The sequence below is a fragment of the Sphingomonas oligophenolica genome, assembly GCF_006438955.1.
Classification (GTDB): Bacteria; Pseudomonadota; Alphaproteobacteria; order Sphingomonadales; family Sphingomonadaceae; genus Sphingomonas; species Sphingomonas oligophenolica_A.
In genome coordinates this window covers 1-23165 of the sequence record NZ_RCZK01000001.1, presented here as the reverse complement: position 1 = coordinate 23165, position 23165 = coordinate 1, and the positions used below count along the sequence as shown (strand labels likewise).

The window sequence follows — 23165 nt, the reverse complement described above, 5'->3', positions numbered from 1 at the left end:
CGAACCAGGGTAGCGTAATCGTGGCGCGCGCCGCAATCCAATCGATTGCGACGCCTTATCGGGCCGCGGACGATCCGGCCGCATCCTCGCGCTTTTCGGGGCGGATGTAGATCGAACTCAACTGCGGCACCGCCGCGTGGAGTTCGCGTTCGATCTCGTCGATCAGCGTTTCGCCATCGCCCATCGACACGCCATCGGCAAAGTCCGCGCTGATCGCGACGAATATGCTGTCGGGCGCGGTGTGGATCGTGCGGATGTGGTTGACCGAACAGATGTCGGGATGCGCGGCGACGATCGCGCGCACCGTCTCGACGACCTCGGGCTCGGCGCGCTCGCCGATCAGCAGCCCCTTCGCCTCGCGCGCCAGCAGGATCGCGACGCCCGCCAGGATAACGCCGATCAGGATCGACGCGACGCCGTCGATCCGCGGATCTGCGAAGGCATGGCTCGCCCAGACCCCGATCGCTGCAATGGCCAGCCCCGCCAGCGCCGCCGAATCCTCGAACAGAACGATGAAGCCCGCGGGGTCCTTCGAGTCGCGAATCGCGTCCCACCAGCCCGCATCGCCCTTCTTGTGGCCGAATTCCTTGATCGCGAGGCCCCACGACGTGCCCTCCAGCGCGGCGGCGATGGCGAGGACGATGTAGTTGATCGTCGGGTCCGACAACGGCTCGGGCGCGACGACGTGGCGATAGCCTTCATAGCCCGACACCCCCGCGCCGACTGCAAAGATCAGGATCGCGACGACGAACGCCCAGAAATATAGTTCGCGGCCATAGCCGAACGGATGGTTGGCGTCGGCGGGGCGTTTGGCGCGGTGCTGGCCATAGAGCAGCAGAATCTGGTTGCCGCTGTCGACGCAGCTATGCACCCCTTCTGTCAACATCGACGACGATCCGGTGATCCCCGCCGCGACGAATTTAGCGACGCCGATCCCCAGATTGGCGGCGAGCGCGCCGTACAGCACGATATCGCGTCGGATCGCGGCAATGATCGAATTGGCCATGCGCGCAACTATAACCGTACGCGGGCGGATGCCTAGCCGGCGCGTCGCGCGCAGGGGAATGCCCGCCGTCGGCGAACCAGCGGCGGGCACCTTTCCTCCCCAGGAAAGCGAGCGCCCGCCACGCGATGGCGCGGCGGGCATGGCGCGGTAGAGCCAGCATTCGCGGCCGACGGCTACCGGTTCGCGGCCCCCGGAGGCGTATTGGAGTAACGCTTGGCAGGCCCGGCCTCGTTGATTTGTAAATCCTTGACACGCCGCCGCGCGGGGCGGCACAGCGCCCGTCTGGGGGACGCGGGATGGCCGATCGCAAATTGCTGGCGGGACATGCGGTGCGGCGGTTGCGCCGCCGCGCGGGGCTGACCCAGGCCGCGATGGCGGAGGCGCTGGCGATCAGCGCGAGCTATCTCAACCTGATCGAGCGCAACCAGCGCCCGATTTCGGCGACGCTCCTGATCAGGCTGGCCGAGACGTTCGATTTCGATCCGCGCGCGCTCGCCGCGGCGGAGCCGGGTGGCGGCGTCGAGGCGATCCGCCGTCGCCTCGCCGATCCGATGTTCGCCGATCTCGACATCGACCGCAACGAGCTCGAGGAATGGCTCGCGGGTGCGCCGGGCGGCGCGGAAGCGTTCGCGCGCGCGTTCGATTCGCGGGGCAGCGGGGTAGGGGCGACCGACCCCGCCGATCCGATCGCCGCGGTCCGGCGGGAGATCGAACGCTGGCGGGGTTATTTCGCCGATCTCGACACCGCCGCCGAGGCGCTGGCGGACGAGCTGCGGATGGGCGCGGGCGATCTGTACGGTGCGATCGCCGAACGGCTGCGCGTCAAGCACCAGCTGACGATCCGCGTCCTGCCGGTCGACGTGATGCCAGATCTGTTGCGGCGGCTCGATCTCCACGCGCGGCAAGTACAGGTGAGCGAGACGCTCGATTCGGCGTCACGCACCTTCGCCGCGGCGTTCCAGCTCGCGCAGATCGAGGCGAAGGCGGAAATCGACGCGCTCGCCAAGGGTGCGGGGCTGGCCGATCGCGCCGCCGACCGGCTGTTCCGCCGCTATTTGGCGAGCTATTTCGCGGCGGGCGTGATGATGCCCTACGCGCGATTCCTGCGCGCGTGCGAGGCGACCGGCTACGACCTCGAACTGCTCCAGCGGCGTTTCGGCGCGGGGTTCGAACAGGTCGCGCATCGCTTGACGACGCTCCAGCGGGTCGGCGCGCGCGGCCTGCCCTTCTTCATGGTCCGGATCGATCGCGCGGGACAATCGTCGAAGCGCTTTTCGGGCGCGAGCGGCGCGGCGCTCGCCGATGCGGAGGGTCGCTGCCCGTTGTGGCGGATCCACCACGCGTTCGATCGCCCCGGATCGCTCGCGGTCCAGCTCGTCGAGCTCGAGGATGGCGCGCGCTGGCTGACGATGGCGCGCACCGTGACGCCGCAGGGGCGGCGCTATGGCGCCGTACCGGTCGAATTCGCGGTCGGGCTGGGGGTCGCGGCGGAACTCGGCGCGGGGCTCGCGGTCGCGCGCGGCGTCGACCTGACCGGCGAGGCGACCCCGATCGGGCTCGGCTGTCGCGCCTGTCTGCGCCCCGCCTGCCCGCAACGCAGCGCCCCGCCGATGGGGCGTGCGCTGTTGATCGACGAGCGCGAACGCGGGGTCAGCGCCTTTACCTTCGGCGGCGACTGACTAGAGCGGCGCGATGATTCCCCGCGATCTGCTGGCGACCGCGGTCGTGCCCGACGGCGAAACGCTGCGGCTGTTCCGCCGCGGCGACGATTTCATGATCGTGCTCGATCGCAACGAGCTGATGAACTCGCGGATGAGCGGGTCCGAGGAAGCGCTCGCGACGATGACGTGCGCGCGGCTTGCTGGACGCAGCGCACCGCATCTGTTGATTGGCGGTTACGGCATGGGGTTCACGCTGCGCGCCGCGCTGGCGGTGCTGGGGCCTCAGGCGCGGCTGTCGGTGGTCGAGCTGGTGCCGGAGATCGTCGCATGGGCACGCGGCCCGATGGCGACGCTGACCGCGGGATGCCTCGATGATCCGCGGGTGAGCGTGATCGACGGCGATGTCGCGATGTCGATCCGCAAGCGACAGGACGTGTATGACGCGATCCTGCTCGACGTCGACAATGGTCCCGATGGGCTGACCCGTGCGGGCAACGACGGGCTGTATTCGGCGCGTGGGCTCGCCGCGGCGCGCGCCGCGCTCACCCCCGGCGGGATTTTGGCGGTCTGGTCCGCCGCCCCCGACAAGCCCTTCGCGCGGCGGCTGGCCGACGCGGGCTTTGGTGTCGACGAAGAGGTCGTCCGCGCCAGGAGCAATGGCAAGGGGCCGCGTCACGTCATCTGGTTCGCCACCAAGGCGTAAAGCGCATTGTAAATATGCGTACATAACGACATGGAAATCACGCGCTGCTTCACAAAACCACGCCGTAAATCGCACATAGGCGGTCTGTTCCGCTGTGAAGTTCGCTACATCCTTCAGCAGACCACCGCATAAAGGACGTAGCCGTGACCTATCAGCAGCATATCGCCGCCACCAACCAGCTCATCGCCGGGCATAATGGCACCTGGGACGGGATCGATGCCGAGGCGGTGGCGCGGATGCGGGTGCAGAATCGGTTCCAGACCGGGCTCGACATCGCGCGCTACACCGCCGCGATCATGCGCCGCGACATGGCGGCCTATGACGCCGATCCCGCCAATTACACCCAGTCGCTCGGCTGCTGGCACGGCTTCATCGGCCAGCAGAAGATGATCAGCATCAAGAAGCATTTCGGCTCGACCGAGCGCCGCTATCTGTACCTGTCAGGCTGGATGGTCGCCGCGCTGCGCAGCGAATTCGGCCCGCTGCCCGACCAATCGATGCATGAAAAGACCAGCGTTCCCGCGCTGATCGAGGAGCTCTACACTTTCCTGCGCCAGGCCGACGCGCGCGAACTGGGCATGATGTTCCGCGATCTCGACGCCGCGCGCGCGGCGGGTAACGAGGTCGAGGAGGCGCGGCTGACGAAGGCGATCGACGGCTATCAGACGCATGTCGTGCCGATTATCGCGGATATCGACGCGGGCTTCGGCAACGCCGAGGCGACGTATCTGCTCGCCAAGAAGATGATCGAAGCGGGGGCCTGCGCGCTCCAGATCGAAAATCAGGTCAGCGACGAAAAGCAGTGCGGGCACCAGGACGGCAAGGTGACCGTGCCGCACGAGGACTTCCTCGCGAAGGTCCGCGCGTGCCGGTACGCCTTCCTCGAACTCGGCGTCGAGGACGGGATCATCGTGACGCGCACCGATTCGCTCGGCGCGGGGCTGACCAAGCAGATCGCGGTGAGCAAGGAAGCGGGCGATCTCGGCGACCAGTATAACAGCTACCTCGATTGCGAGGAGGTCACCGATCTCTCGACGATCAACGGCGACGTCATCATCAACCGCGACGGCAAGCTGATGAAGCCCAAGCGGTTGCCGTCGAACCTGTTCCAGTTCCGCGCCGGGACCGGTGAGGATCGCTGCGTGATGGACTGTATCGCCAGCTTGCAGAACGGTGCCGACCTGCTGTGGATCGAGACCGAGAAGCCGCACATCGACCAGATCGCGGGGATGGTCGACCGCATCCGCGACGTGATTCCGAACGCCAAGCTGGTGTACAACAATTCACCGAGCTTCAACTGGACGCTGAATTTCCGCCAGCAGGTGTTCGACGCGTGGTCGGACGCGGGCAAGGACGTGTCGGCCTATGATCGCGCCCGCCTCATGAGCGTGGACTATGACGGCACCGCGCTCGGCGACGAGGCCGACGAACGCATCCGCACCTTCCAGAGCGACGCCGCGGCGCGCGCCGGGATCTTCCATCACCTGATCACACTGCCGACCTACCACACCGCCGCGCTCAGCACCGACAACCTCGCCAAGGAGTATTTCGGCGCGGCGGGGATGCTGGGTTACGTCAAGGGCGTCCAGCGCAAGGAAATCCGCGAAGGCATCGCGTGCGTCAAGCACCAGAACATGTCCGGCAGCGACATCGGCGACGACCACAAGGAATATTTCGCGGGCGACGCCGCGCTCAAGGCCGGCGGCGCGCACAACACGATGAACCAGTTCGCGGCGTGATATTCAAGCCGAAGCGTTAGCGCCGGCTACGCATTGCGATCGTTAAAGGGAAGCGGCTCGATGCTCACGCGTCGGGCCGCTTCCGTGCCGATCGGGTTCACGCACCGGGACAAAGCAAGAAGAGAGGTTTTCGCGCGCACCAAATCTTCGCGTGAACCCGGCCCTTTACGCCCGCATCCGGTTCAGCATCGTCTTGACATTCGGCCGCTGCCCCGCCGCGAGCAGGCTGGCGCGGAACAGGCGGCCGAGTAGCACCAGTTCCACCGCGATGAACGCGGCGAGCAATACCCCGGTCGCGACCACCTCCCACGCGGGCAGCCCCGACCCGAGCCGCGCGAGCACCGCAAACGGCGTGTAGATCGGGATCCACGTCAGCACCTCGATCCCGATGCCCCCGCCGCCGCTCAAAATGCCCTGGATCAGGATCGTGATCGGGATCAGGATCGCCATCAGCACCGGGGTCAGATACCCCTGCGCGTCGCGCATCGAATCGCTCATCGCGCCGATCGTCAGGAAGATCATCGCGATCGCGACATAGCCCGCGACGAAGAAATAGATCATCGTCGCAATCGTCCCGACCGAATTGAGCGGTTCCAGCGCGGGGCGGATCATGTCCGCGATCGCGCCCTGCGTGGCATAGGCCGCGCCGATGCCGCACAGCATCCATACCGCGATCATCGACAAGCCGATCCCGACGGTGCCGACGAGCTTGCCGTACATCAGCTCTTCGGGGCTGACGCATGCGAGCACGGTTTCGAGCAGCTTGTTCGATCGTTCCTCGACCGTGCCCTGGAGCATCCAGCTGCCCGACAGCATCAGGCTCATCATCAGCATATAGCACGCAACGAGCGGCAGGATCGACCGGATCAACACGCGTTCGCGTGCACCGCCGCCGGGCGGGGGCGTGCTGATCGACAGCGCGGGGGCGATATCGCTCGCGGTCTGGGCCGCGGCGGGCGACAGGCCGTTCGCCTGCAGATAGCGCCCGCGCAATTGCTGCGTCAGCACCGGCTGGAGCGTGCCGACGAACCGCGGTCCGGCATTGCCGTTCGCCCATAGCCGGACGAGCGGGCTGCTGCCGAAATCGGCGGGGATCAGCACCGCATAATCGAGCGGCTTGGCGTCCTTCGCGGTCGGATGGAGCAGCGGCTGGAGCGCGGCATCGACGGTGGCGTCGCTGGATTGGGCGACGGCTGGAGGCGGTGCCACGAAGGCGTAATCAGGCTTGTCGGGTTTGAACGCAGGCGTGTCCTCGGGCGCGGCCACCGTCAGCTTCGCCTGCGCGGCGGCGACCCCGCCATCGGCGACGAACCGCGCGACATCGGCATCGCTGTACCAGCGATCATGCTGGCTCCACAGCGCCTGCGGAGCAGCGGCGTCGAGATGGTAACGCTGCACATAGCGCGACAGGTCGGTCAGGATCGAGCGCTGGCGCTCGAGATCGAACCGCGCCTCGATCGCCTGCGCGGTCGATCCCCCGGTGCGATCGATCAGCATGACGCGATCGGGGTCGTCCTTGCTCATGAAGCGCTGCGTCAGCGGCCCGATCGCGAGCGCCACGGGCAGGATGAGGAGCGTCAGCCAGAAGCTGCGGGTCATCGCGATCTGGCGGAATTCGCGCGCCGCGACGAGGAGGATATGGTTGATCATGCGGCGACGCTCCCGGCGTCGGCGTCGGTGCCGACGAGGTGGATGAAGACGTCGTGGAGCGTCGCGCGCCGTGGTTCGAACCGGCGCAGCGCGACCCCCGATATGGTGCATCGTTCGAGCACCGCGCCCGGATCGACCCCCGGATCCAGCGCGACGTCCCATTGCTGCCAGCCGTCGACCGGCGCGTCGACCGCGGTCGCGCCGGCGACGCCGGGCAGCGCCGCGGGCGACGATCGCGCCACGACGCTTAGCCGCGCGGGCAGGGTTGCGCGCGCCTCGTCCTGCGATCCCTCGAACCTCTTGGCGCCCTTGGCGATCAGCAACAGTCGGTCGCACAGCCGTTCGGCATGTTGCATGACATGGGTGGAAAAGATCACGGTCGCGCCGTCGTGCGCCGCGCGCGTGATCTCGTGTTCGAGCAGCCCCTGGTTGACCGGGTCGAGTCCCGAAAACGGCTCATCGAGGATCAGCAACCGCGGGCGATTGACCAGCGCTGTCGCCAGCTGAACCTTCTGCGCCATCCCCTTCGACAATTTGTCGACCGCGGTCTTTTCATTGTCGGCAAGCCCGAACCGCGCGAGCAGTTCGCGGCCATGCGATCGCGCCGCGCTGGCGCTCATTCCCTTCAGGCGCCCGAAATAGGTGATCGTGTCGATCACCTTCATCTGCCGGTACAGCCCGCGTTCTTCGGGCAGGAAACCGATGTCGCGACTGTTCTCGCGTCCGGGCGCGCGGCCGAGCACGCTAATCGTCCCCGCGGTGGGGCGAAGGATATCGAGCACCATCCGGATCGACGTGGTCTTGCCCGCGCCGTTGCCGCCCAGGAAGCCGAACACTTCGCCTTCCCGGACCGCGAAACTCAGGTCGTCGACCGCGGCGAGATCACCGAACTTCTTGGTAACCCCCGCCAGTTCAAGTACATTAACCACCCGGGCCCCCGTTTGTTATTCCGCGGGGTCTACTGTATTAAGTTGGTATCACACAAGCGGATAACGCCGCACTTTACGCGCCCGCGTCGGTCAGCCGGTCGATCTGCTCGCGGGTGAGGTCCAACGTCATCGCGCCCATCGATTCCTCGAGCTGGTAGACGCTGGTCGCGCTCGCGATCGGCGCGGTGACGCCGGGTTGCGCGATCAACCACGCCAGCGCGATCTGCGCGAGCGTGGCGCCGGTTTCCTCCGCGACCTGATCCATCGCGGCGAGCACTGCCTTGCCTTTGCCCTCGAGCAAATCGGTCATCCGGCTGCCGCGCGGACTTTTGCCCAGATCGTCTGCGCTGCGATACTTGCCGGTCAGGAAGCCCGATGCGAGCCCGTAATAGGGCAGGACCCCAATATTCTCCTGGATGCAATAATCCTGCAATTCGCCCTCGAACTTGCCGCGGCTGACGAGATTATATTCGGGCTGAAGGACGTGATAGCGGGGAAGGTTATCCGCCGCCTTGCCGATATCGACCGCGGATTTCAGCCGCGCGGCGTGGAAGTTGCTCGCGCCGACCACGCGCACCTTGCCGACGTCGACCAGCTTGCCGAACGCCGCCAGCGCATCCTCCTGCGGCACGTTCTCGTCGTCCTGGTGTGCGTAATAGAGATCGATCCGGTCGGTGCCGAGCCGTTTGAGCGACGCCTCCGCCGCCGCCGCGATCCGCGCGGGCGCGAGCTTCTCGCCGCCGTCGCCCGGCAGCATCCCGACCTTGGTTGCGATCAGCACTAAATCGCGCTTGCCGCTGGCCTTCAGCCATTCGCCGATCATGCTCTCGGACTCGCCGCCCTGATGCCCGGGCACCCAGGCCGAATACACGTCGGCGGTGTCGATCATCGTGCCGCCCCTCGCCACGAAGGCGTCGAGTACCGCGAAGCTGGTGGCACGATCCGCGGTCCAGTCGAAGACGTTGCCGCCCAGCACGAGCGGCGCGATTTCGAGCTCGGTGGCGCCCAGGCGGCGGGTCGGGATGGTCATCGGTTATTGCTTTCGTTGGCGTCGGCTGCGTCGTCTTCGGCGTCGACGGCATTGAGGTCGATACTATTGGCGTCGAGCATCGCGGCGGCGTCGTTGAGCTGGCGATCCTCGTCGGCGGTGGTGGTGCCGGGCGGGGCGTCGCTGCCGCCCGAACACGCGCTCAGCAGCGGCGTTCCGACCAGCAGCGCGCTCGCGATCAAAAGGGGCGCGGCGCGGCGCGTCATCGCCGGACCGCGTTGCCCGCCTCGACCATCGCATTGCCGGTGGCGTCGGCGGCACGGTCGGCGGAATTGTCGATCGCGGCACCGGCGCGGGCGGCGCTGTTGTCGATCTGGTCGCCCGCGCGGTCCCCCGCGCGGTCCATCGCGTTCTCGGCCGATCCGAACGCCGCGTCGGTCGATGCGTCGACGTCGCTGGTCGCGTTCTGCATCGTCGCATTGGCATCGGCGGCGATCGCGTTGCCGGCCTCGGCGCTTTCGTTCTGCGCATGCTGGCTGCACGCGGCGAGCGCGAGCGCGGCGGTTCCGACGGCGGCGAGGGTAAGGCGGTTCATGCAAGGCTCCCGTGATTCGTTGACGCTAAAGGGTAAGGGGATATCCAACGCAGGCAAGCGGTCGCGGGTCCGCATTGACCACATATAAAGATATCTTTATATGTTGATCCCATGAACTCCCGTCTGCCCTCCCATCCTTGTCCGCTGGCGCCATGACGCTCGCCCTCGATATCGTTCGTGCGCTTGCTGACGCGACCCGGCTGCGGGTGTTTTCGCTGCTGCGATCGATGGAATTGTCGGTCGGTGAACTGGCGCAGGTGCTGGGACAAAGCCAGCCGCGCGTCAGCCGTCACGTCAAGATCCTGTGCGACGCCGGGCTTGCCGAGCGTCGCAAGGAAGGCAGCTGGGTCTTCGTCGCGCTCGGCACGCGCGATCGGGTCGCGCCGGTCGCCGCGATGCTCGATGCGCTGACGGGGATCGAGCCCGATCACTGGGCGGTCGCCGACGCCGCGCGGCTCGCCGCGGTGCGCGCCGACCGGGCGGCGAGCGCGGCGGCGTGGTTCGAAGGCCATGCGGGGGAATGGGACGCGATCCGCTCGCTCCATGTTGCCGACGACCAGGTCGAGGCGGCGATGGCGGCGATGCTGGGCGAAGCGCCGGTGGGAACGCTGATCGATATCGGGACCGGAACCGGGCGGATGCTCGAACTGTTCGCGGAGCGCGCCGACGCCGCGCTCGGGATCGACCGGTCGAGCGAGATGCTGCGGCTCGCGCGCGCGAAACTGCACGATCGCGCCAATACCGACTTGCGCCAGGCCGACCTGTACGCACTGCCGATGGACGATGCCGCTGCCGACGTCGCCATCCTCCATCATGTGCTCCATTTCGCGCAGCAGCCGGGTGCCGGCATCTCTGAGGCGGCGCGGGTATTGCGCCCCGGCGGCCGGCTATTGATCGCCGATTTCGCGCCGCACGACCGCGAGGAACTGCGGACCCGCGACGCGCATACCCGGCTGGGCTTCGCCGAGGACCAGATCGCGACCTGGTTCGACAATGCCGGTCTCCAGCTCGCGGACACCGCGACGCTTGAAGGCGGCGAACTGACGGTGAGACTGTGGCTCGGGCGCAAGCCCGGCGCGACGTTGCGAGAGGTGAAGGCGGCATGACGATATCGGTCAACCAGCTCGAAGAGGCGCGCCGCGCGCTCGACGCGCCGCTCTACGCCGATGTCGGCGGCGCGCTCGAGGTGAGCTTCGAATTCTTCCCACCCAAGACCGACAAGATGGAAGAGCAATTGTGGGGCGCGGTGCGGACGCTAGAGCCGCTGGCCCCGCGCTTCGTGTCGGTCACCTATGGCGCGGGCGGATCGACGCGTGAACGCACCCACGCCACCGTCGCACGGATCCAGCGCGACACCAGCCTCGCCGCCGCCGCGCACCTCACCTGCGTCGAGGCGACGCGTGACGAGGTCGACCAGGTCGCGCGGGAATATTGGGCCGCGGGGGTGCGCCACATCGTCGCGCTGCGCGGCGACATGCCGACCGCGGGCGCGACGTTCGCCCCGCATCCCGGCGGCTATGAGAATGCCGCGGCGTTGGTCGCGGGGCTCAAGCGGCTCCACCCGTTCGAGATTTCGGTCGCGGCCTATCCCGAATGCCATCCCGATTCGGCCGACGACGCCGCCGATCTCGACAACCTCAAGCGCAAGATGGACGCGGGCGCGACCCGCGCGATCACGCAATTCTTCCACGAACCCGACACCTTCTTCCGCTACCGCGATCGGCTCGCGGCGGCGGGGATCGACGCGGAAATTGTGCCGGGCATCATGCCCGTCGCCAATTTCGCCAGCGTCGTGCGGATGAGCGCGATGTGCGGCACCGACGTGCCTGCATGGATGGCGCGGCTGTTCGACGGGCTCGACGATCGTCCCGCGGCGCGCCAGCTGGTTGCGGCGACGATCGCCGCCGAACTCAGCCGCAAGCTGTACGCGGGCGGGGTCAAGCAGCTCCATTTCTACACGCTCAACCGCGCCGAACTCGCCTATGCGATCTGCCACCTGCTCGGGGTGCGCGCGACCTCCGTCGCGACCGAAGCGGCGGCGTAATTTGTTCTCCCGCGAAGGCGGGAGCCCAGACTGGGTCCCCGCCTTCGCGGGGACCCAAAGGAATCGAAAATGACCCCTCGCGACCAATTCCGCACCGCCGCCGCCGAGCGCATCCTGATCACCGACGGCGCGTTCGGCACCGAGATTCAGAACTGGAAACTGTCGGAGGCCGATTATGCGGGCGACCTGACGCTCGGTCATGACCAGAAGGGCAACAACGACATCCTCGTGCTGACCAAGCCCGAGGTGATCGAGACCATCCACCGCGCCTATTTCGAGGCGGGGGCCGACATCGCCGAGACCAATACCTTCTCCGCCAACCGGATCAGCCAGGCCGATTATGGCGCGCAGGCGCTGGTGCGCGACATCAACGTCGCCTCGGCACAACTCGCGCGGCGGTTGGCGGACGAATATCAGGCGCGCGACGGTCGCCCGCGGTTCGTCGCGGGCGCGGTCGGGCCGACCAACAAGACGCTTTCGCTCAGCCCCGACGTCAACGATCCGGGGTTTCGCGAAATCGACTTCGACGAGTTGAAGGACGTCTACCGCGAACAGATCGACGCGCTGGTCGAGGGTGGTGCGGACTTCATCCTGATCGAGACGGTGTTCGACACGCTCAACGCCAAGGCCGGCGTGATGGCCGCGATCGAGGCGGCAGACGATCTCGGTCGCGATCTCCCGATCATGCTGTCGATGACGCTCACCGACCTGTCGGGGCGCAACCTGTCGGGACATACCGTCGAGGCGTTCTGGCACGCGGTTCGCCATGCCCGCCCGCTGACGATCGGGCTCAACTGTTCGTTTGGTGCGGAGCAGCTGCGCCCGCACGTCAAGGTGCTGAGCGAGATCTGCGACACGCTGATCATGGTCTATCCCAACGCCGGGCTGCCCAACGAACTCGGTGAATATGACGAGATGCCCGCGACGACCGCGGGGCTGGTCGGCGAATGGGCCGAGGCGGGCCAAGTCAACGTGCTCGGCGGCTGCTGCGGATCGACCCCTGCGCACATCAAGGCGATCGCCGACGGGGTCGCGGGGCTCGCGCCGCGCGTCGTCCCGGTCCCCGCGGTGCGAACCCGCCTCGCGGGGCTGGAGCCAATGACGATGGCGGCGTGAATGTTCCCCTCCCGCGTGCGGGAGGGGCTAGGGGAGGGCCTGTCCTTCCGATCCTGGCGTTCGATTGAGTCAAGGCAGGCCCTCCCCCGACCCCTCCCGCAAGCGGGAGGGGGGAAGAAGAAATGACATGACCACCAATTCCTCCACCTCCTTCGTCAATATCGGCGAACGCACCAACGTCACCGGCTCGGCGCGCTTCAAGAAGCTGATCATGGCGGGCGATTATCCCGCCGCGGTCGCGGTCGCGCTGCAACAGGTCGAGGCGGGTGCGCAGGTGCTCGACGTCAACATGGACGAAGGCCTGCTCGACGCGCACCACGCGATGACGACCTTCCTGAAGCTGATCGCCGCTGAGCCCGACATCGCGCGCATCCCGGTGATGGTCGACAGCTCGAAATGGAGCGTGATCGAGGCCGGGTTGAAATGCGTGTCGGGCAAGCCGATCGTCAATTCGATCAGCATGAAGGAGGGCGAGGCGCCGTTCCTCGATCAGGCGAAGAAGTGCATGGCCTATGGCGCCGCGGTCGTGGTGATGGCGTTCGACGAGGTCGGTCAGGCCGATACGCAGGACCGCAAGATCGAGATCTGCGCGCGCGCTTATGACCTGCTCACCGGGATCGGCTTCCCGCCCGAGGATATCATTTTCGATCCCAATGTGTTCGCGATCGCGACGGGGATCGAGGAACACAACAATTACGCGGTCGATTTCATCGAGGCGGTCCGCGTCATCAAGGTGCGCTGCCCGCACGTTCATATCTCGGGCGGACTGTCGAACCTGTCGTTCAGCTTCCGCGGCAACGAACCGGTGCGCCGCGCGATGCATTCGGTGTTCCTGTATCATGCGATCCCCGCGGGGATGGACATGGCGATCGTCAACGCCGGGCAGCTCGACGTGTACGACATGATCGACGCCGAACTGCGGCAGGCGTGCGAGGACGTGATCCTCAACCGCGACCCCGACGCGGGCGAGCGGCTGGTCGCGCTCGCCGAACGCTATCGTGGGACCGATGAGGTCGCGGAGAAGCAGGCGGCCGAATGGCGCAGCTGGGGGGTCGACAAGCGGCTCGAACATGCGCTGGTCAAGGGAATCGACGCGCATGTCGTCGACGATACCGAGGAAGCGCGCCAGCAGGTTCTGGACCGCGGCGGTCGCCCGATCGAAGTGATCGAAGGTCCGCTGATGGACGGGATGAACGTCGTCGGCGACCTGTTCGGATCGGGCAAGATGTTCCTGCCGCAGGTGGTGAAATCGGCGCGCGTGATGAAGAAGGCGGTCGCGCACCTGTTGCCGTTCATCGAGGCCGCCAAGGAGCCCGGCGCCAAGGGCAAGGGCAAGATCATCATGGCGACCGTCAAGGGCGACGTCCACGATATCGGCAAGAACATCGTCGGCGTCGTGCTCCAGTGCAACGGGTTCGAGGTGGTCGACCTCGGCGTGATGGTGCCCTGGTCGAAGATCCTCGAGGCCGCGAACGAGAACGACGCCGACATGATCGGGCTATCGGGGCTCATCACCCCCTCGCTCGATGAAATGGTGACCGTCGCCGAAGAGATGAAGCGCGCCAAAATGACGATGCCGTTGCTGATCGGCGGCGCGACCACGTCGAAGGTCCACACCGCGCTGCGGATCGCGCCCGCCTATGACGGCCCGGTCGTCCACGTCCTCGACGCGAGCCGCGCAGTAGGCGTGGCGACGACGCTGGTGTCGGACACGATCCGCGACGATTTCGTCGCCAAGACCGATGCGGATTACGCCGCGGTCCGCGCCGCGCGCGAAGGCAAGACGCAGAATGCGCTGCTGCCGCTTGACCGCGCGCGCGCCAATGGTTTCGTCGCGGACATGGCGCTGAAACCCGGCGCGCCGACCCAGCCTGGTGTGCACGTTTTCCCCAACTGGAATCTCGACGACCTGCGGGAGTTGATCGACTGGACGCCGTTCTTCCGCGCCTGGGAATTGGCGGGCAATTTCCCCGCGATCCTCGACGATGCGGTGGTGGGGGAAAGCGCGCGCTCGCTCTATGCCGACGCGCAGGCGATGCTCGATACCGTCGTGGCGGAAAAATGGCTCACCGCGCGCGGCGTCGCGGGGCTGTGGCCGTGCCATCGCCACGACGACGACGTCTGGGTCCAGACCCGGCATGCCGAGGATCATCGCAGCCCCGACGGCGCGAGCATTCCCGAGAATTTCCACATTCCCAACCTCGATCGCACCCACGAGGAAAGCGTCCGGCTGCCGTTCCTGCGCCAGCAGATCGCCAAGCGTGAAGGCCGCGCCAACATGTGTCTCGCCGATTTCATCGATCCCAAGGGCGACTGGATCGGCGGCTTCGCGGTCTCGATCCACGGCATCGAACCGCATCTGGCGCGCTTCAAGGCCGACCATGACGATTACAACGACATCCTGCTCAAGGCACTCGCCGATCGCTTGGCCGAGGCGTTCGCCGAACGGCTCCACCGTCACGTCCGCACCGATCTATGGGGCTATGCCCCCGACGAACAACTGACCAACGAGGCGCTGATCCGCGAACAATATCGCGGCATCCGCCCCGCGCCGGGCTATCCCGCCTGCCCCGAACACAGCTTGAAAGCGCAATTGTTCGACATGCTCGACGCGCAGGAGGCGACGGGCACGATCCTGACCGAAAGCTTCGCGATGCTGCCGACCGCAGCGGTGTCGGGCTTCTATTTCGGCCATCCGCAAGCCGAATATTTCGGTGTCGCGCGGATCGGTGAGGACCAGGTCGTGGACTATGCAACCCGCCGCGGAATCGATCGTGCGCTGGCCGAACGGTATCTGCGCCCCAATCTGAGCTGACGTCCCGGCGTCGGCTCATTTCGGGACGGTTGCGCCCGCCGGAAAGGGTTCGCGCTCCCGCCGCGTCCGATTAACCGCGTTTGCGGCTGGCGGATCGACCAGTCGCGGCGCAGGTCGGCGGTGGAAGGAATCGCCCGATGCGCCGTTTGCTGCTCCCCCTTGTGATGCTCGCCGCGCCCGCGATGGCGGCGAATGGGCCGTTTACCGTCGTCGAGACCGGACGGCATTTCGGCGCGCTGCAGGATGCGGTGCGCGCGATCGGCGGCGGGACGGGGACGATCCTGATCGCGCCCGGTACCTATCGCCAATGCGCGGTGCAGCAGGCGGGGCGCGTCACCTTCAGGGCGGCGGAGCCCGGCACCGCGATTTTCGAACAGGAGGTGTGCGAGGACAAGGCGGCGCTGGTACTGCGCGGCACCGCGTCGCGCGTAGAGGGTCTCGTGTTTCGGGGCTACAGCGTCGCCGATGGCAACGGCGCGGGGATCCGGATCGAAGCGGGCGATCTCGACGTCGCCGATGCGACCTTCCTCGACAGCCAGGAGGGGATCCTCGGCAATGTGGCGAGCGCGCAGCGGATCACGATCGACCGGTCGACCTTCTCGGGGCTCGGCCAGTGCGATCAGGCGCCCAATTGCGCGCATTCGGTGTATCTCGGCAACCAGGGCAGCGTGACGGTGACGCACTCGCGGTTCGAACGCGGGACCGGGGGGCATTACCTCAAGCTGCGCAGCCCGCTGGTGACGATCACCGACAACAGCTTCGACGACACCGCGGGCGCGAAGACCAATTACATGATCGACCTGTCCGAAGGCGCAACTGGGCTGATCGCGCGCAACACCTTCGTCCAGGGGCGCGGGAAAGAGAATGCGTCGGCGCTGATCGTCGTCGCGGCGGAGGCGCAGACCTATCCGTCGGCGGGGCTCAAGATCGTCGGCAACGACGCGCGGCTGGCGCCGGGTGCGCCCCCGAAGCCCGCCTTCGTCGCGGATTACAGCCACGCGCGGCTGGCGCTCGGCGCGAATGCGCTCGGCGCGGGGATCACGCCGTTCGAAGCACGGTGAAGGCGAGGGGGCCGGAACCACGACGCCGCTCGCATCGTTCCATCGATACAGCTCCGGAACGAAAGCCCCCGCCATGACCATCACCACCAAATCCGCCCTGCTCTTCGCCGCCGCGATCGGTCTCCCGCTCGGCGGCTGCGCGACGATCGCTGGCACGGTCGGCCAGACGTACAACACCGCGCTCGTCGGTGCACAGGAGGTTCCCGGCCCGGGCGACGCCAACGCGACCGGCACCGCAAAGGTCACCGCGGATGCGACCACCAACCAGGTCTGCGTCGACCTGACCACGCAGGGGCTGGCACCGACCGCCGCGCACATCCATCAGGGCGCGCGCGGGATCGCGGGGCCGGTGGTCTTGCCGCTCGAGACCCCCCTCGATGGCCGGTCGAGCAAATGCTATGGCGTCGACAAGCAACTCGCCGCCGGGATCATCGCCAATCCCGCCGCCTATTACGTCAACGTCCATGATGCGGCGCACCCCAAGGGCGCGATCCGCGGTCAGATCGGCGGCTGATCCTTGCGGAAGAAGCGGTCGACGACGCTCTGCGCGAGCCGCGCAGGGCGCAGCGTTTCGGCATTGAGGCAGCACCAGCTCGACTTCACCTCGGCGAGCACCTCTTCGCCGCGCTTGATGATCGTCTCATAGAACGCACGCGCGCCCTGGACCTTTTCGAGCAGGACCGTCGCGATCACCTCGTCATCGAGAAATGTCGGCTTGCGGTATGTAATCTCGTGCTTCAGCGCGACCCACAGATGCTCGGCGACCGCGTCGGCGGGCGCGAGTCGCTGCCAATGGCTGACAACGGCTTCCTGGACCCATTTGAGGTAGCTGGCATTGTTGACATGCCCCATGAAGTCGATGTCGGCGGGGTCGATGCCGATGGCATGATAATGCGGGATGGCGGCGCTGGTCACGTATTTACCTATAGCAGATCAACCACTTGAACGCGACCGCTAACTGCCGCGGCGGATGACGCTACGGCAACGGCGTGAACGGCAGGATCGTCGCATATTGCGCCAGCGGCGGCGCACCGACGACGCTGGCACCCGCGCGTAGCAGGAACGCGTGGCGGACGATCTCTGCCTGCTGTTCGATCCCGTAGCGATGGAGCGGCTGCCCCGGCTTCACCGCATACTCATAGCGGCACCACGGATGGCGCGCGAGCGGCAGGCAGACCCCGCGCTGATGCTGCCAGACATGGACCATCTCGTGGACGAACAATCCCTGGTCGGCGAGCGGCGCGGTAGCGAAATCGGCGCGATAGCGGTGCCCGCGAGGATGGAAGTGGATACACCCGCGCGGTGCCATCACCGTCTCGCGCGGCTGGAAGAACGCCCATTTGCGTTGGACGATACGCACCGCCGTATAATCGATCGCGTCGCCGAACACCCCCGCCGCGAGCGCGCGTTCGCCCGCGCTCAGGGCGCGCGCGCCGGTCATTGCAGAATGGGCGTCATTGCGGCGCGGGGTCGCCCGCGGCGATGACGGCGGCGCGTTCGACGATCCGTTCGCCGTTCGCAAAGGTGAAGGTCAGCGTCAGCGCGGACCCCGGCTTGATCCCGGGATTGACGTCGAACAGCATGACGTGACGTCCGCCGGGCTTGAACGCGACCTCGGTCTTGGCGGGTACCGGCACCGCGGCGACCGGCTCCATCGTCGACATGCCCTCGTCGCTTTTCATCGTTTCGTGCATTTCTGCCTTCACCGCGGCATCGGCGGACACCGCGACCAGCGTCCGGTCCTGCGGCCCGCCATGGATCGTGAAATACGCCGCCGCCGGGTTGGTCTTGATCGCCGATAGCCGCACCCAGGCATGGTCGACGCTCACCTGCTGCGGCCCGCCGCACCCCGCGAGCCACAGCGCCGCCGATCCGGCAAGGCAGCTTCGTGCCAACAGGGTGCGCATCGCGGTCTTCCTCGTCCGATCGTCGATTGATGCGCCCGCTCTAGGTTCCGGGCAATCTTGCGGCAAGCCGAACCCCACCTATATCGCGGACAGCAAGAGAGGTTGCGCAGCCGTAACGGGGTGTGACCTTGTGGGTTTTATTCGTTGTGAGGGGCTTGAGAAGCACACATGGCAAAAGTAATCGGTATCGACCTCGGAACCACCAACAGCTGCGTCGCTGTCATGGAGGGCGGCAAGCCCAAGGTGATCGAGAATGCGGAAGGCGCGCGCACCACGCCGTCGATCGTCGCGTTCGCCAAAGACGGCGAGCGGCTGGTCGGTCAGCCGGCCAAGCGCCAGGCGGTCACCAACGGCGACAACACGATCTTCGCGGTCAAGCGGCTGATCGGGCGCCGGTTCGACGACCCGATCACCAAGAAGGACACCGAACTGGTGCCCTATAAGATCGCACGCGGCCCCAACGGCGATGCGTGGGTCAACGCGGGCGGCAAGGATTACAGCCCGTCGCAGATTTCGGCCTTCACGCTCCAGAAGATGAAGGAAACCGCCGAGAGCTATCTCGGCGAGACCGTGACGCAGGCGGTGATCACCGTCCCCGCCTATTTCAACGACGCCCAGCGCCAGGCGACCAAGGACGCGGGTCAGATCGCGGGCCTCGAAGTGCTGCGCATCATCAACGAGCCGACCGCGGCTGCGCTCGCCTATGGGATGGAGAAGCAGGACGGCAAGCTGATCGCGGTCTATGACCTCGGCGGCGGCACCTTCGACATCTCGATCCTCGAGATCGGCGACGGCGTGTTCGAGGTGAAGGCGACCAACGGCGACACCTTCCTCGGCGGTGAGGATTTCGACAACAAGATCGTCGAATATCTCGCCGAAGGCTTCAAGAAGGACGAGGGCATCGACCTCGCCAAGGACAAACTCGCGCTCCAGCGGCTCAAGGAAGCCGCCGAAAAGGCGAAGATCGAACTGTCGTCGGCGCAGTCGACCGAGGTCAATCTTCCCTTCATCACCGCCGATCAGAACGGCCCGAAGCATCTGGTCCGCACGATCACCCGTTCCGACCTCGAAAAGCTGGTCGAGGATCTGATCAAGCGCACGCTCGATCCGTGCAAGAAGGCGCTCGCCGATGCGGGCGTCAAGGCGGCGGATATCAGCGAAGTCGTGATGGTCGGCGGAATGACCCGTATGCCGCGCGTCCGCGATGTCGTGAAGGATTTCTTCGGCAAGGAGCCGCACACCGGCGTCAACCCCGATGAAGTCGTTGCGATGGGCGCCGCGATCCAGGCGGGCGTGCTCCAGGGCGACGTCAAGGACGTGCTGCTGCTCGACGTGACCCCGCTATCGCTTGGCATCGAGACGCTGGGCGGCGTGTTTACGCGGATGATCGATCGCAACACGACGATCCCGACCAAGAAGGCGCAGACCTATTCGACCGCGGACGACAACCAGGGCGCGGTGACGATCCGCGTGTTCCAGGGCGAGCGCGAGATGGCGGCCGACAACAAGATGCTCGGCCAGTTCGACCTCGTCGGCATCCCCCCTGCGCCGCGCGGCGTGCCGCAGATCGAGGTCACGTTCGACATCGACGCCAACGGCCTCGTCAACGTCAGCGCCAAGGACAAGGGCACCGGCAAGGAACAGCAGATCAAGATTCAGGCCAGCGGTGGCCTGTCGGATTCGGACATCGACCAGATGGTCCGCGACGCCGAACAGTTCGCCGAGGAGGACAAGAAGCGGAAAGCCGCGGCGGAGGCGAAGAACAATGCCGAAAGCCTGGTCCACACCACCGAACGCCAGCTCGCCGACAACGGCGACAAGGTCGATGCGTCGCTGAAGGCCGAAATCGAGGCGGCGATTGCCGAGACCAAGACTGCGGTCGAGGGTGGCGATCCCGATGCGATGACCGAAAAAAGCCAGGCGCTCGCCCAGGTCGCGATGAAGCTCGGCCAGGCGATCTACGAGCAGCAGGCGCAGGCCGACGCCTCGCCCGCCGCCGATGGCACTGCGGCGGGGTCGGAAGCGGGCGGCGACGAGGATGTCGTCGACGCCGAATTCTCCGAAGTGGACGATAGCCAGAAGGCGTAATTGAATCTCCCTCTCCCCTCCGGGGAGAGGGCCGGGGAGAGGGGCAGTTCCGGGCGACTTATAGTGGAACTGTCCCTCTCCAACCCTCTCCCGGAGGGCTTTGAGGGCGGCTGAATGAGTACCCAAGTCGATTATTACGAGCTGCTCGAATGCGAGCGGACCGCGGATGCGACGACGTTGAAATCGTCGTATCGCAAGCTCGCGATGAAATACCATCCGGACAAAAACGCCGGGTGCAAGAATTCGGAATCGAAATTCAAGGCGGTCAGCGAGGCGTATGAGGTCCTGAGGGACCCGCAGAAACGCGCCGCCTATGATCGCTACGGCCACGCCGCGTTCGCGAACGGCGGCGGTGGCGGCGGCGCGCAGGATTTCGGCGGCTTTTCCGACATTTTCGAAAGCGTTTTCGGCGAATTCATGGGCGGGGCACGCGGCGGCGGCGGGCGCCAGCAGCAGCGGCGCGGCGCGGATCTGCGCTACGACATGGAGATCAGCCTCGAGGAGGCGTATCACGGCAAATCGACCGAGGTGACGATCGACGTCTCGGCGCAATGCGACACCTGCGACGGATCGGGCGCGCGCCCCGGCACCCGCGCCAAGACCTGCCAGCAGTGCAACGGTCACGGCAAGGTGCGCGCGCAACAGGGCTTCTTCGTCGTCGAGCGCGCCTGCCCGGTCTGCCAGGGCACCGGCGAGATGATTGCCGATCCGTGCCCCGATTGCCGCGGCGACGGGCGCGTCGACAAGACCAAGACGCTGTCGGTCAACGTCCCCCCCGGGGTCGACGAGGGCACGCGGATCAGGCTGGCCAGCGAAGGCGAGGCCGGCCCGCGCGGCGCGCCCGCGGGCGACCTCTACATTTTCCTCCACGTCAAGCGCCACGCGATCTTCGAACGCGAAGGCACCACGTTGTTCGCGCGCGCCCCGCTCAGCTTCACCACCGCCTCGCTCGGCGGGTCGATCGCGATTCCCGGGCTCGACGGCGAAACCCACGACATCAAGATTCCGGCGGGCATCCAGTCGGGCAAGCAACTGCGCCAGCGCGGCGCGGGGATGCCGGTGCTCCAGGGCCGCGGCCACGGCGATCTCGTCATCCAGGTCGATGTCGAAACCCCGACGAAACTGTCGCTGCGTCAGAAGGAACTGCTCGAAATGTTCCGCGAAACCGAAACCGGCGACGAATGCCCCGCCAGCCAGGGCTTTTTTGCGAAGCTCAAGGGTGTGTTCGCGGGCGAGTGATGCGGTGAACCGGGCCGCCGTTCGGGCGGGCGCTGGTGTCCCGGGGCGCGTTACTTGCCGCCCAGTTCGCCCAACGCAAGGGCAAGGAGTAGTCCCAGCGCCGTGGCGAGCCCTGTGGTATAGCTTTCCTCGCGATAGGCTTTCGGGAATACCGCGGTCGCAAGCGAAGCAATGACAGCGCCAGCCGCAAAGCACCGGATCGCCGCGAGATATTCCGGCGCGACCCCCGCGAGAAGCAGATTACCCGCAATCGCTGCCACAGACAGCAAGAGCGCCGTTGCCGCCCACAACCCAAAAACCTGCCCCTTGGAGCGGTTCTGGGCCATCTCTTTCGCACCCCCAGCAGCCTCGGGCAAATTTGATAAAAAGATCGACCCGGCGAGCGCTGCAACCTGCATCGGCCCCGCGCCGATCAGCGCAACACCCAACGCCAAATTCTCGGGAATTCCATCCAACGTAATCGATGCCAGCAGTCCCCCACCACTCTTCTCGCCGAGGTTTTCCCCGACCAGCTTATCGGCGATGGTGAAGACAACGGCTCCTGCGGCGACGAACCCCGTGACCCATAGAAGCGAGGTCTTTGCCAACGCGGGCTCGATCAGTTCGGACAGCGCAGAGACGATCAGCGCACCGCCCGCCAGCGCGATCAGGAAGCCTTCAAGCTGCTTCGGCAGGTACCAGAATATACCCCATGCCGCACCCAGGAGGAGCGCACCCGATACGACGAAGACGACAACGATCGTGGTGAGCAAGGTAATGTCCCGTCTGCGCGATCAGCGATCGGTGCGGCGCCGGTCGAGCATGAATATGCTTCGACTTCGTAACTATATACGAGTGGGCCGTCTGTAAACCGACGGACAAAATGCCACCGAAGGGGTGAAGTGACGAACTGATCACCGTCTCAAGCTCCACCCTGTGATGTGGCCCCTTAAATGACCTGACAGGGCCCCGCTCTTGGATAGGAGTGAGGCATATGACTGACGGTACGACCAGGCGATACAATGATGGCGAGATTCTCTCCGGTGTTCAGCGCCGGAGGCGGTGGACACCGGAGGAGAAAGTCCGGATCGTGGAGGAGACGTATTTGCCAGGAATGAGCGTGTCGCTCGTTGCTCGTCGGCACGGCATCGGCGGCAATCAGATCTTCACCTGGCGGCGGTTGATGACCCAGGGCGCGCTGACGGCGGCGGGCGCTGGCGAAGAAGTGGTGCCAGCCTCCGAGTACCGCGCGCTCGAGGCGCAGGTTCGCGAGTTGCATCGGCTGCTCGGCAAGAAGGCCATGGAGAACGAGCTGCTCCGCGAGGCCGTGTCCCGGGCCGCAGGCCCAAAAAACGTATGGCCCGCCCCGTCTGCAAGGGTGATTTTTTGACAGCTTGCTGGTCTGCATCAACGTATCCGGTCTCAAGGTCGAGCCTTGGCCAAGATGGGTTCCGCGCGCTCCGGGCCTCATAAAGTTCGCGGTGTCGTACACCACATTTTTAGTCAGGCTGCCGGGGCGCCGGTTCGACCGTTAAGCCATCTATCTTCCACCTCCACAGACATCGTGCACGGCAGCCCGAGCGGCGGCCGCGAACCCTGAATCAGGCCATCGCTGGCCCATGATCATAATCGCGACCGTGTCGCA

The 23165-nt window shown here is 66.2% G+C and carries 21 protein-coding genes and 1 pseudogene; 12 read left to right on the top strand and 10 right to left on the bottom strand.

Annotated elements, in window-relative coordinates:
- Positions 1–55: 55 nt before the first annotated feature.
- The gene (locus EAH84_RS00110; protein ID WP_140865914.1) at positions 56–1006 is read right to left on the bottom strand and encodes a cation diffusion facilitator family transporter; all 951 of its coding nucleotides are present in this window, start codon (positions 1004–1006) and stop codon (positions 56–58) included.
- A 296-nt stretch (positions 1007–1302) separates the two neighbouring features.
- Here EAH84_RS00110 and EAH84_RS00105 point away from each other — a divergent pair, with 296 nt between their 5' ends.
- The 3 genes from EAH84_RS00105 (at position 1303) to EAH84_RS00095 (ending at position 5109) form a co-directional block, all read left to right on the top strand.
- Complete coding sequence (locus tag EAH84_RS00105) at positions 1303–2685, top strand: helix-turn-helix domain-containing protein (RefSeq protein ID WP_140865912.1); 1383 nt, start codon at positions 1303–1305, stop codon at positions 2683–2685.
- Between the two features lie 13 nt (positions 2686–2698).
- Positions 2699–3370, top strand: coding sequence for a spermidine synthase (locus tag EAH84_RS00100; protein WP_140865909.1), 672 nt, complete (start codon positions 2699–2701; stop codon positions 3368–3370).
- 143 nt (positions 3371–3513) lie between these two features.
- On the top strand, positions 3514–5109 hold the full coding sequence (locus tag EAH84_RS00095) for an isocitrate lyase (RefSeq protein WP_140865906.1): 1596 nt from the start codon (positions 3514–3516) through the stop codon (positions 5107–5109).
- 165 nt (positions 5110–5274) lie between these two features.
- Here the strand turns inward: EAH84_RS00095 and EAH84_RS00090 are convergent, their stop codons facing one another.
- The 5 genes from EAH84_RS00090 to EAH84_RS00070 form a co-directional block, all read right to left on the bottom strand.
- Positions 5275–6759 (bottom strand): ABC transporter permease, encoded by a 1485-nt coding sequence (locus EAH84_RS00090; protein ID WP_161978302.1) that lies wholly within the window; start codon positions 6757–6759, stop codon positions 5275–5277.
- A complete protein-coding gene (locus EAH84_RS00085; protein ID WP_140865900.1) occupies positions 6756–7688 on the bottom strand; it encodes an ABC transporter ATP-binding protein in 933 nt (310 codons plus the stop codon). Before EAH84_RS00085 ends, EAH84_RS00090 begins: the two co-directional genes overlap by 4 nt.
- Positions 7689–7761: 73 nt before the next feature.
- Positions 7762–8718: an aldo/keto reductase gene (locus EAH84_RS00080; protein WP_140865898.1), complete on the bottom strand. Its 957-nt coding sequence runs from the start codon at positions 8716–8718 to the stop codon at positions 7762–7764.
- Positions 8715–8942 carry a hypothetical protein gene (locus EAH84_RS00075; protein WP_140865895.1) on the bottom strand — a complete coding sequence of 76 codons (228 nt, stop codon included), beginning with the start codon at positions 8940–8942 and terminating at the stop codon, positions 8715–8717. Before EAH84_RS00075 ends, EAH84_RS00080 begins: the two co-directional genes overlap by 4 nt.
- Positions 8939–9271, bottom strand: a complete 333-nt coding sequence (locus tag EAH84_RS00070; RefSeq protein WP_140865893.1) for a hypothetical protein — start codon at positions 9269–9271, stop codon at positions 8939–8941. The genes EAH84_RS00075 and EAH84_RS00070 overlap by 4 nt, the downstream gene beginning before the upstream one ends.
- A 152-nt stretch (positions 9272–9423) precedes the next feature.
- Here EAH84_RS00070 and EAH84_RS00065 point away from each other — a divergent pair, with 152 nt between their 5' ends.
- From EAH84_RS00065 to EAH84_RS00040, 6 genes are all read left to right on the top strand, one after another.
- Entirely contained in the window at positions 9424–10377 is a 954-nt protein-coding gene (locus tag EAH84_RS00065) for an ArsR/SmtB family transcription factor (protein WP_140865890.1), read from the top strand.
- Positions 10374–11315: a methylenetetrahydrofolate reductase [NAD(P)H] gene (metF, locus tag EAH84_RS00060; RefSeq protein WP_140865887.1), complete on the top strand. Its 942-nt coding sequence runs from the start codon at positions 10374–10376 to the stop codon at positions 11313–11315. Before EAH84_RS00065 ends, metF begins: the two co-directional genes overlap by 4 nt.
- Before the next feature lie 69 nt (positions 11316–11384).
- Positions 11385–12431, top strand: a complete 1047-nt coding sequence (locus EAH84_RS00055; protein WP_140865885.1) for a homocysteine S-methyltransferase family protein — start codon at positions 11385–11387, stop codon at positions 12429–12431.
- 127 nt (positions 12432–12558) lie between these two features.
- Entirely contained in the window at positions 12559–15246 is a 2688-nt protein-coding gene (gene metH / locus EAH84_RS00050; RefSeq protein ID WP_140865882.1) for a methionine synthase, read from the top strand.
- A gap of 137 nt (positions 15247–15383) precedes the next feature.
- Positions 15384–16307 (top strand): right-handed parallel beta-helix repeat-containing protein, encoded by a 924-nt coding sequence (locus EAH84_RS00045; RefSeq protein ID WP_140865879.1) that lies wholly within the window; start codon positions 15384–15386, stop codon positions 16305–16307.
- A 73-nt stretch (positions 16308–16380) separates the two neighbouring features.
- On the top strand, positions 16381–16821 hold the full coding sequence (locus EAH84_RS00040; RefSeq protein WP_161978301.1) for a CHRD domain-containing protein: 441 nt from the start codon (positions 16381–16383) through the stop codon (positions 16819–16821).
- Here EAH84_RS00040 and EAH84_RS00035 read toward each other — a convergent pair.
- From EAH84_RS00035 to EAH84_RS00025, 3 genes are all read right to left on the bottom strand, one after another.
- The gene (locus EAH84_RS00035; protein WP_140865874.1) at positions 16806–17222 is read right to left on the bottom strand and encodes an acyl-CoA thioesterase; all 417 of its coding nucleotides are present in this window, start codon (positions 17220–17222) and stop codon (positions 16806–16808) included. The two genes, EAH84_RS00040 and EAH84_RS00035, sit on opposite strands and share 16 nt — an antisense overlap.
- A 61-nt stretch (positions 17223–17283) precedes the next feature.
- Complete coding sequence (locus EAH84_RS00030; protein WP_140865871.1) at positions 17284–17748, bottom strand: vgr related protein; 465 nt, start codon at positions 17746–17748, stop codon at positions 17284–17286.
- A 13-nt stretch (positions 17749–17761) separates the two neighbouring features.
- Positions 17762–18214: a copper chaperone PCu(A)C gene (locus EAH84_RS00025; protein WP_140865868.1), complete on the bottom strand. Its 453-nt coding sequence runs from the start codon at positions 18212–18214 to the stop codon at positions 17762–17764.
- A gap of 168 nt (positions 18215–18382) precedes the next feature.
- Between EAH84_RS00025 and dnaK the strand changes: the two genes are divergently transcribed.
- Complete coding sequence (dnaK, locus tag EAH84_RS00020) at positions 18383–20302, top strand: molecular chaperone DnaK (protein ID WP_140865865.1); 1920 nt, start codon at positions 18383–18385, stop codon at positions 20300–20302.
- Between the two features lie 114 nt (positions 20303–20416).
- Positions 20417–21541, top strand: a complete 1125-nt coding sequence (gene dnaJ, locus EAH84_RS00015; protein WP_140865862.1) for a molecular chaperone DnaJ — start codon at positions 20417–20419, stop codon at positions 21539–21541.
- Between the two features lie 50 nt (positions 21542–21591).
- Here the strand turns inward: dnaJ and EAH84_RS00010 are convergent, their stop codons facing one another.
- Positions 21592–22293, bottom strand: coding sequence for a ZIP family metal transporter (locus tag EAH84_RS00010; RefSeq protein ID WP_140865859.1), 702 nt, complete (start codon positions 22291–22293; stop codon positions 21592–21594).
- Between the two features lie 221 nt (positions 22294–22514).
- Here EAH84_RS00010 and EAH84_RS00005 point away from each other — a divergent pair.
- A pseudogene (locus tag EAH84_RS00005) lies at positions 22515–22871 on the top strand (transposase); the annotation flags it as partial.
- Positions 22872–23165: the final 294 nt, after the last annotated feature.

Excerpts from the sequence above, each read along its gene's own strand:
- EAH84_RS00110 (WP_140865914.1), bottom strand. The coding sequence starts at position 1,006 with ATGGCCAATTCGATCATTGCCGCGATCCGACGCGATATCGTGCTGTAC.
- EAH84_RS00105 (WP_140865912.1), top strand. The coding sequence starts at position 1,303 with ATGGCCGATCGCAAATTGCTGGCGGGACATGCGGTGCGGCGGTTGCGC.
- EAH84_RS00100 (WP_140865909.1), top strand. The coding sequence starts at position 2,699 with ATGATTCCCCGCGATCTGCTGGCGACCGCGGTCGTGCCCGACGGCGAA.
- EAH84_RS00090 (WP_161978302.1), bottom strand. The coding sequence starts at position 6,759 with ATGATCAACCATATCCTCCTCGTCGCGGCGCGCGAATTCCGCCAGATC.
- EAH84_RS00080 (WP_140865898.1), bottom strand. The coding sequence starts at position 8,718 with ATGACCATCCCGACCCGCCGCCTGGGCGCCACCGAGCTCGAAATCGCG.
- EAH84_RS00075 (WP_140865895.1), bottom strand. The coding sequence starts at position 8,942 with ATGACGCGCCGCGCCGCGCCCCTTTTGATCGCGAGCGCGCTGCTGGTC.
- EAH84_RS00070 (WP_140865893.1), bottom strand. The coding sequence starts at position 9,271 with ATGAACCGCCTTACCCTCGCCGCCGTCGGAACCGCCGCGCTCGCGCTC.
- EAH84_RS00065 (WP_140865890.1), top strand. The coding sequence starts at position 9,424 with ATGACGCTCGCCCTCGATATCGTTCGTGCGCTTGCTGACGCGACCCGG.
- metF (WP_140865887.1), top strand. The coding sequence starts at position 10,374 with ATGACGATATCGGTCAACCAGCTCGAAGAGGCGCGCCGCGCGCTCGAC.
- EAH84_RS00055 (WP_140865885.1), top strand. The coding sequence starts at position 11,385 with ATGACCCCTCGCGACCAATTCCGCACCGCCGCCGCCGAGCGCATCCTG.
- metH (WP_140865882.1), top strand. The coding sequence starts at position 12,559 with ATGACCACCAATTCCTCCACCTCCTTCGTCAATATCGGCGAACGCACC.
- EAH84_RS00045 (WP_140865879.1), top strand. The coding sequence starts at position 15,384 with ATGCGCCGTTTGCTGCTCCCCCTTGTGATGCTCGCCGCGCCCGCGATG.
- EAH84_RS00040 (WP_161978301.1), top strand. The coding sequence starts at position 16,381 with ATGACCATCACCACCAAATCCGCCCTGCTCTTCGCCGCCGCGATCGGT.
- EAH84_RS00030 (WP_140865871.1), bottom strand. The coding sequence starts at position 17,748 with ATGACCGGCGCGCGCGCCCTGAGCGCGGGCGAACGCGCGCTCGCGGCG.
- EAH84_RS00025 (WP_140865868.1), bottom strand. The coding sequence starts at position 18,214 with ATGCGCACCCTGTTGGCACGAAGCTGCCTTGCCGGATCGGCGGCGCTG.
- dnaK (WP_140865865.1), top strand. The coding sequence starts at position 18,383 with ATGGCAAAAGTAATCGGTATCGACCTCGGAACCACCAACAGCTGCGTC.
- dnaJ (WP_140865862.1), top strand. The coding sequence starts at position 20,417 with ATGAGTACCCAAGTCGATTATTACGAGCTGCTCGAATGCGAGCGGACC.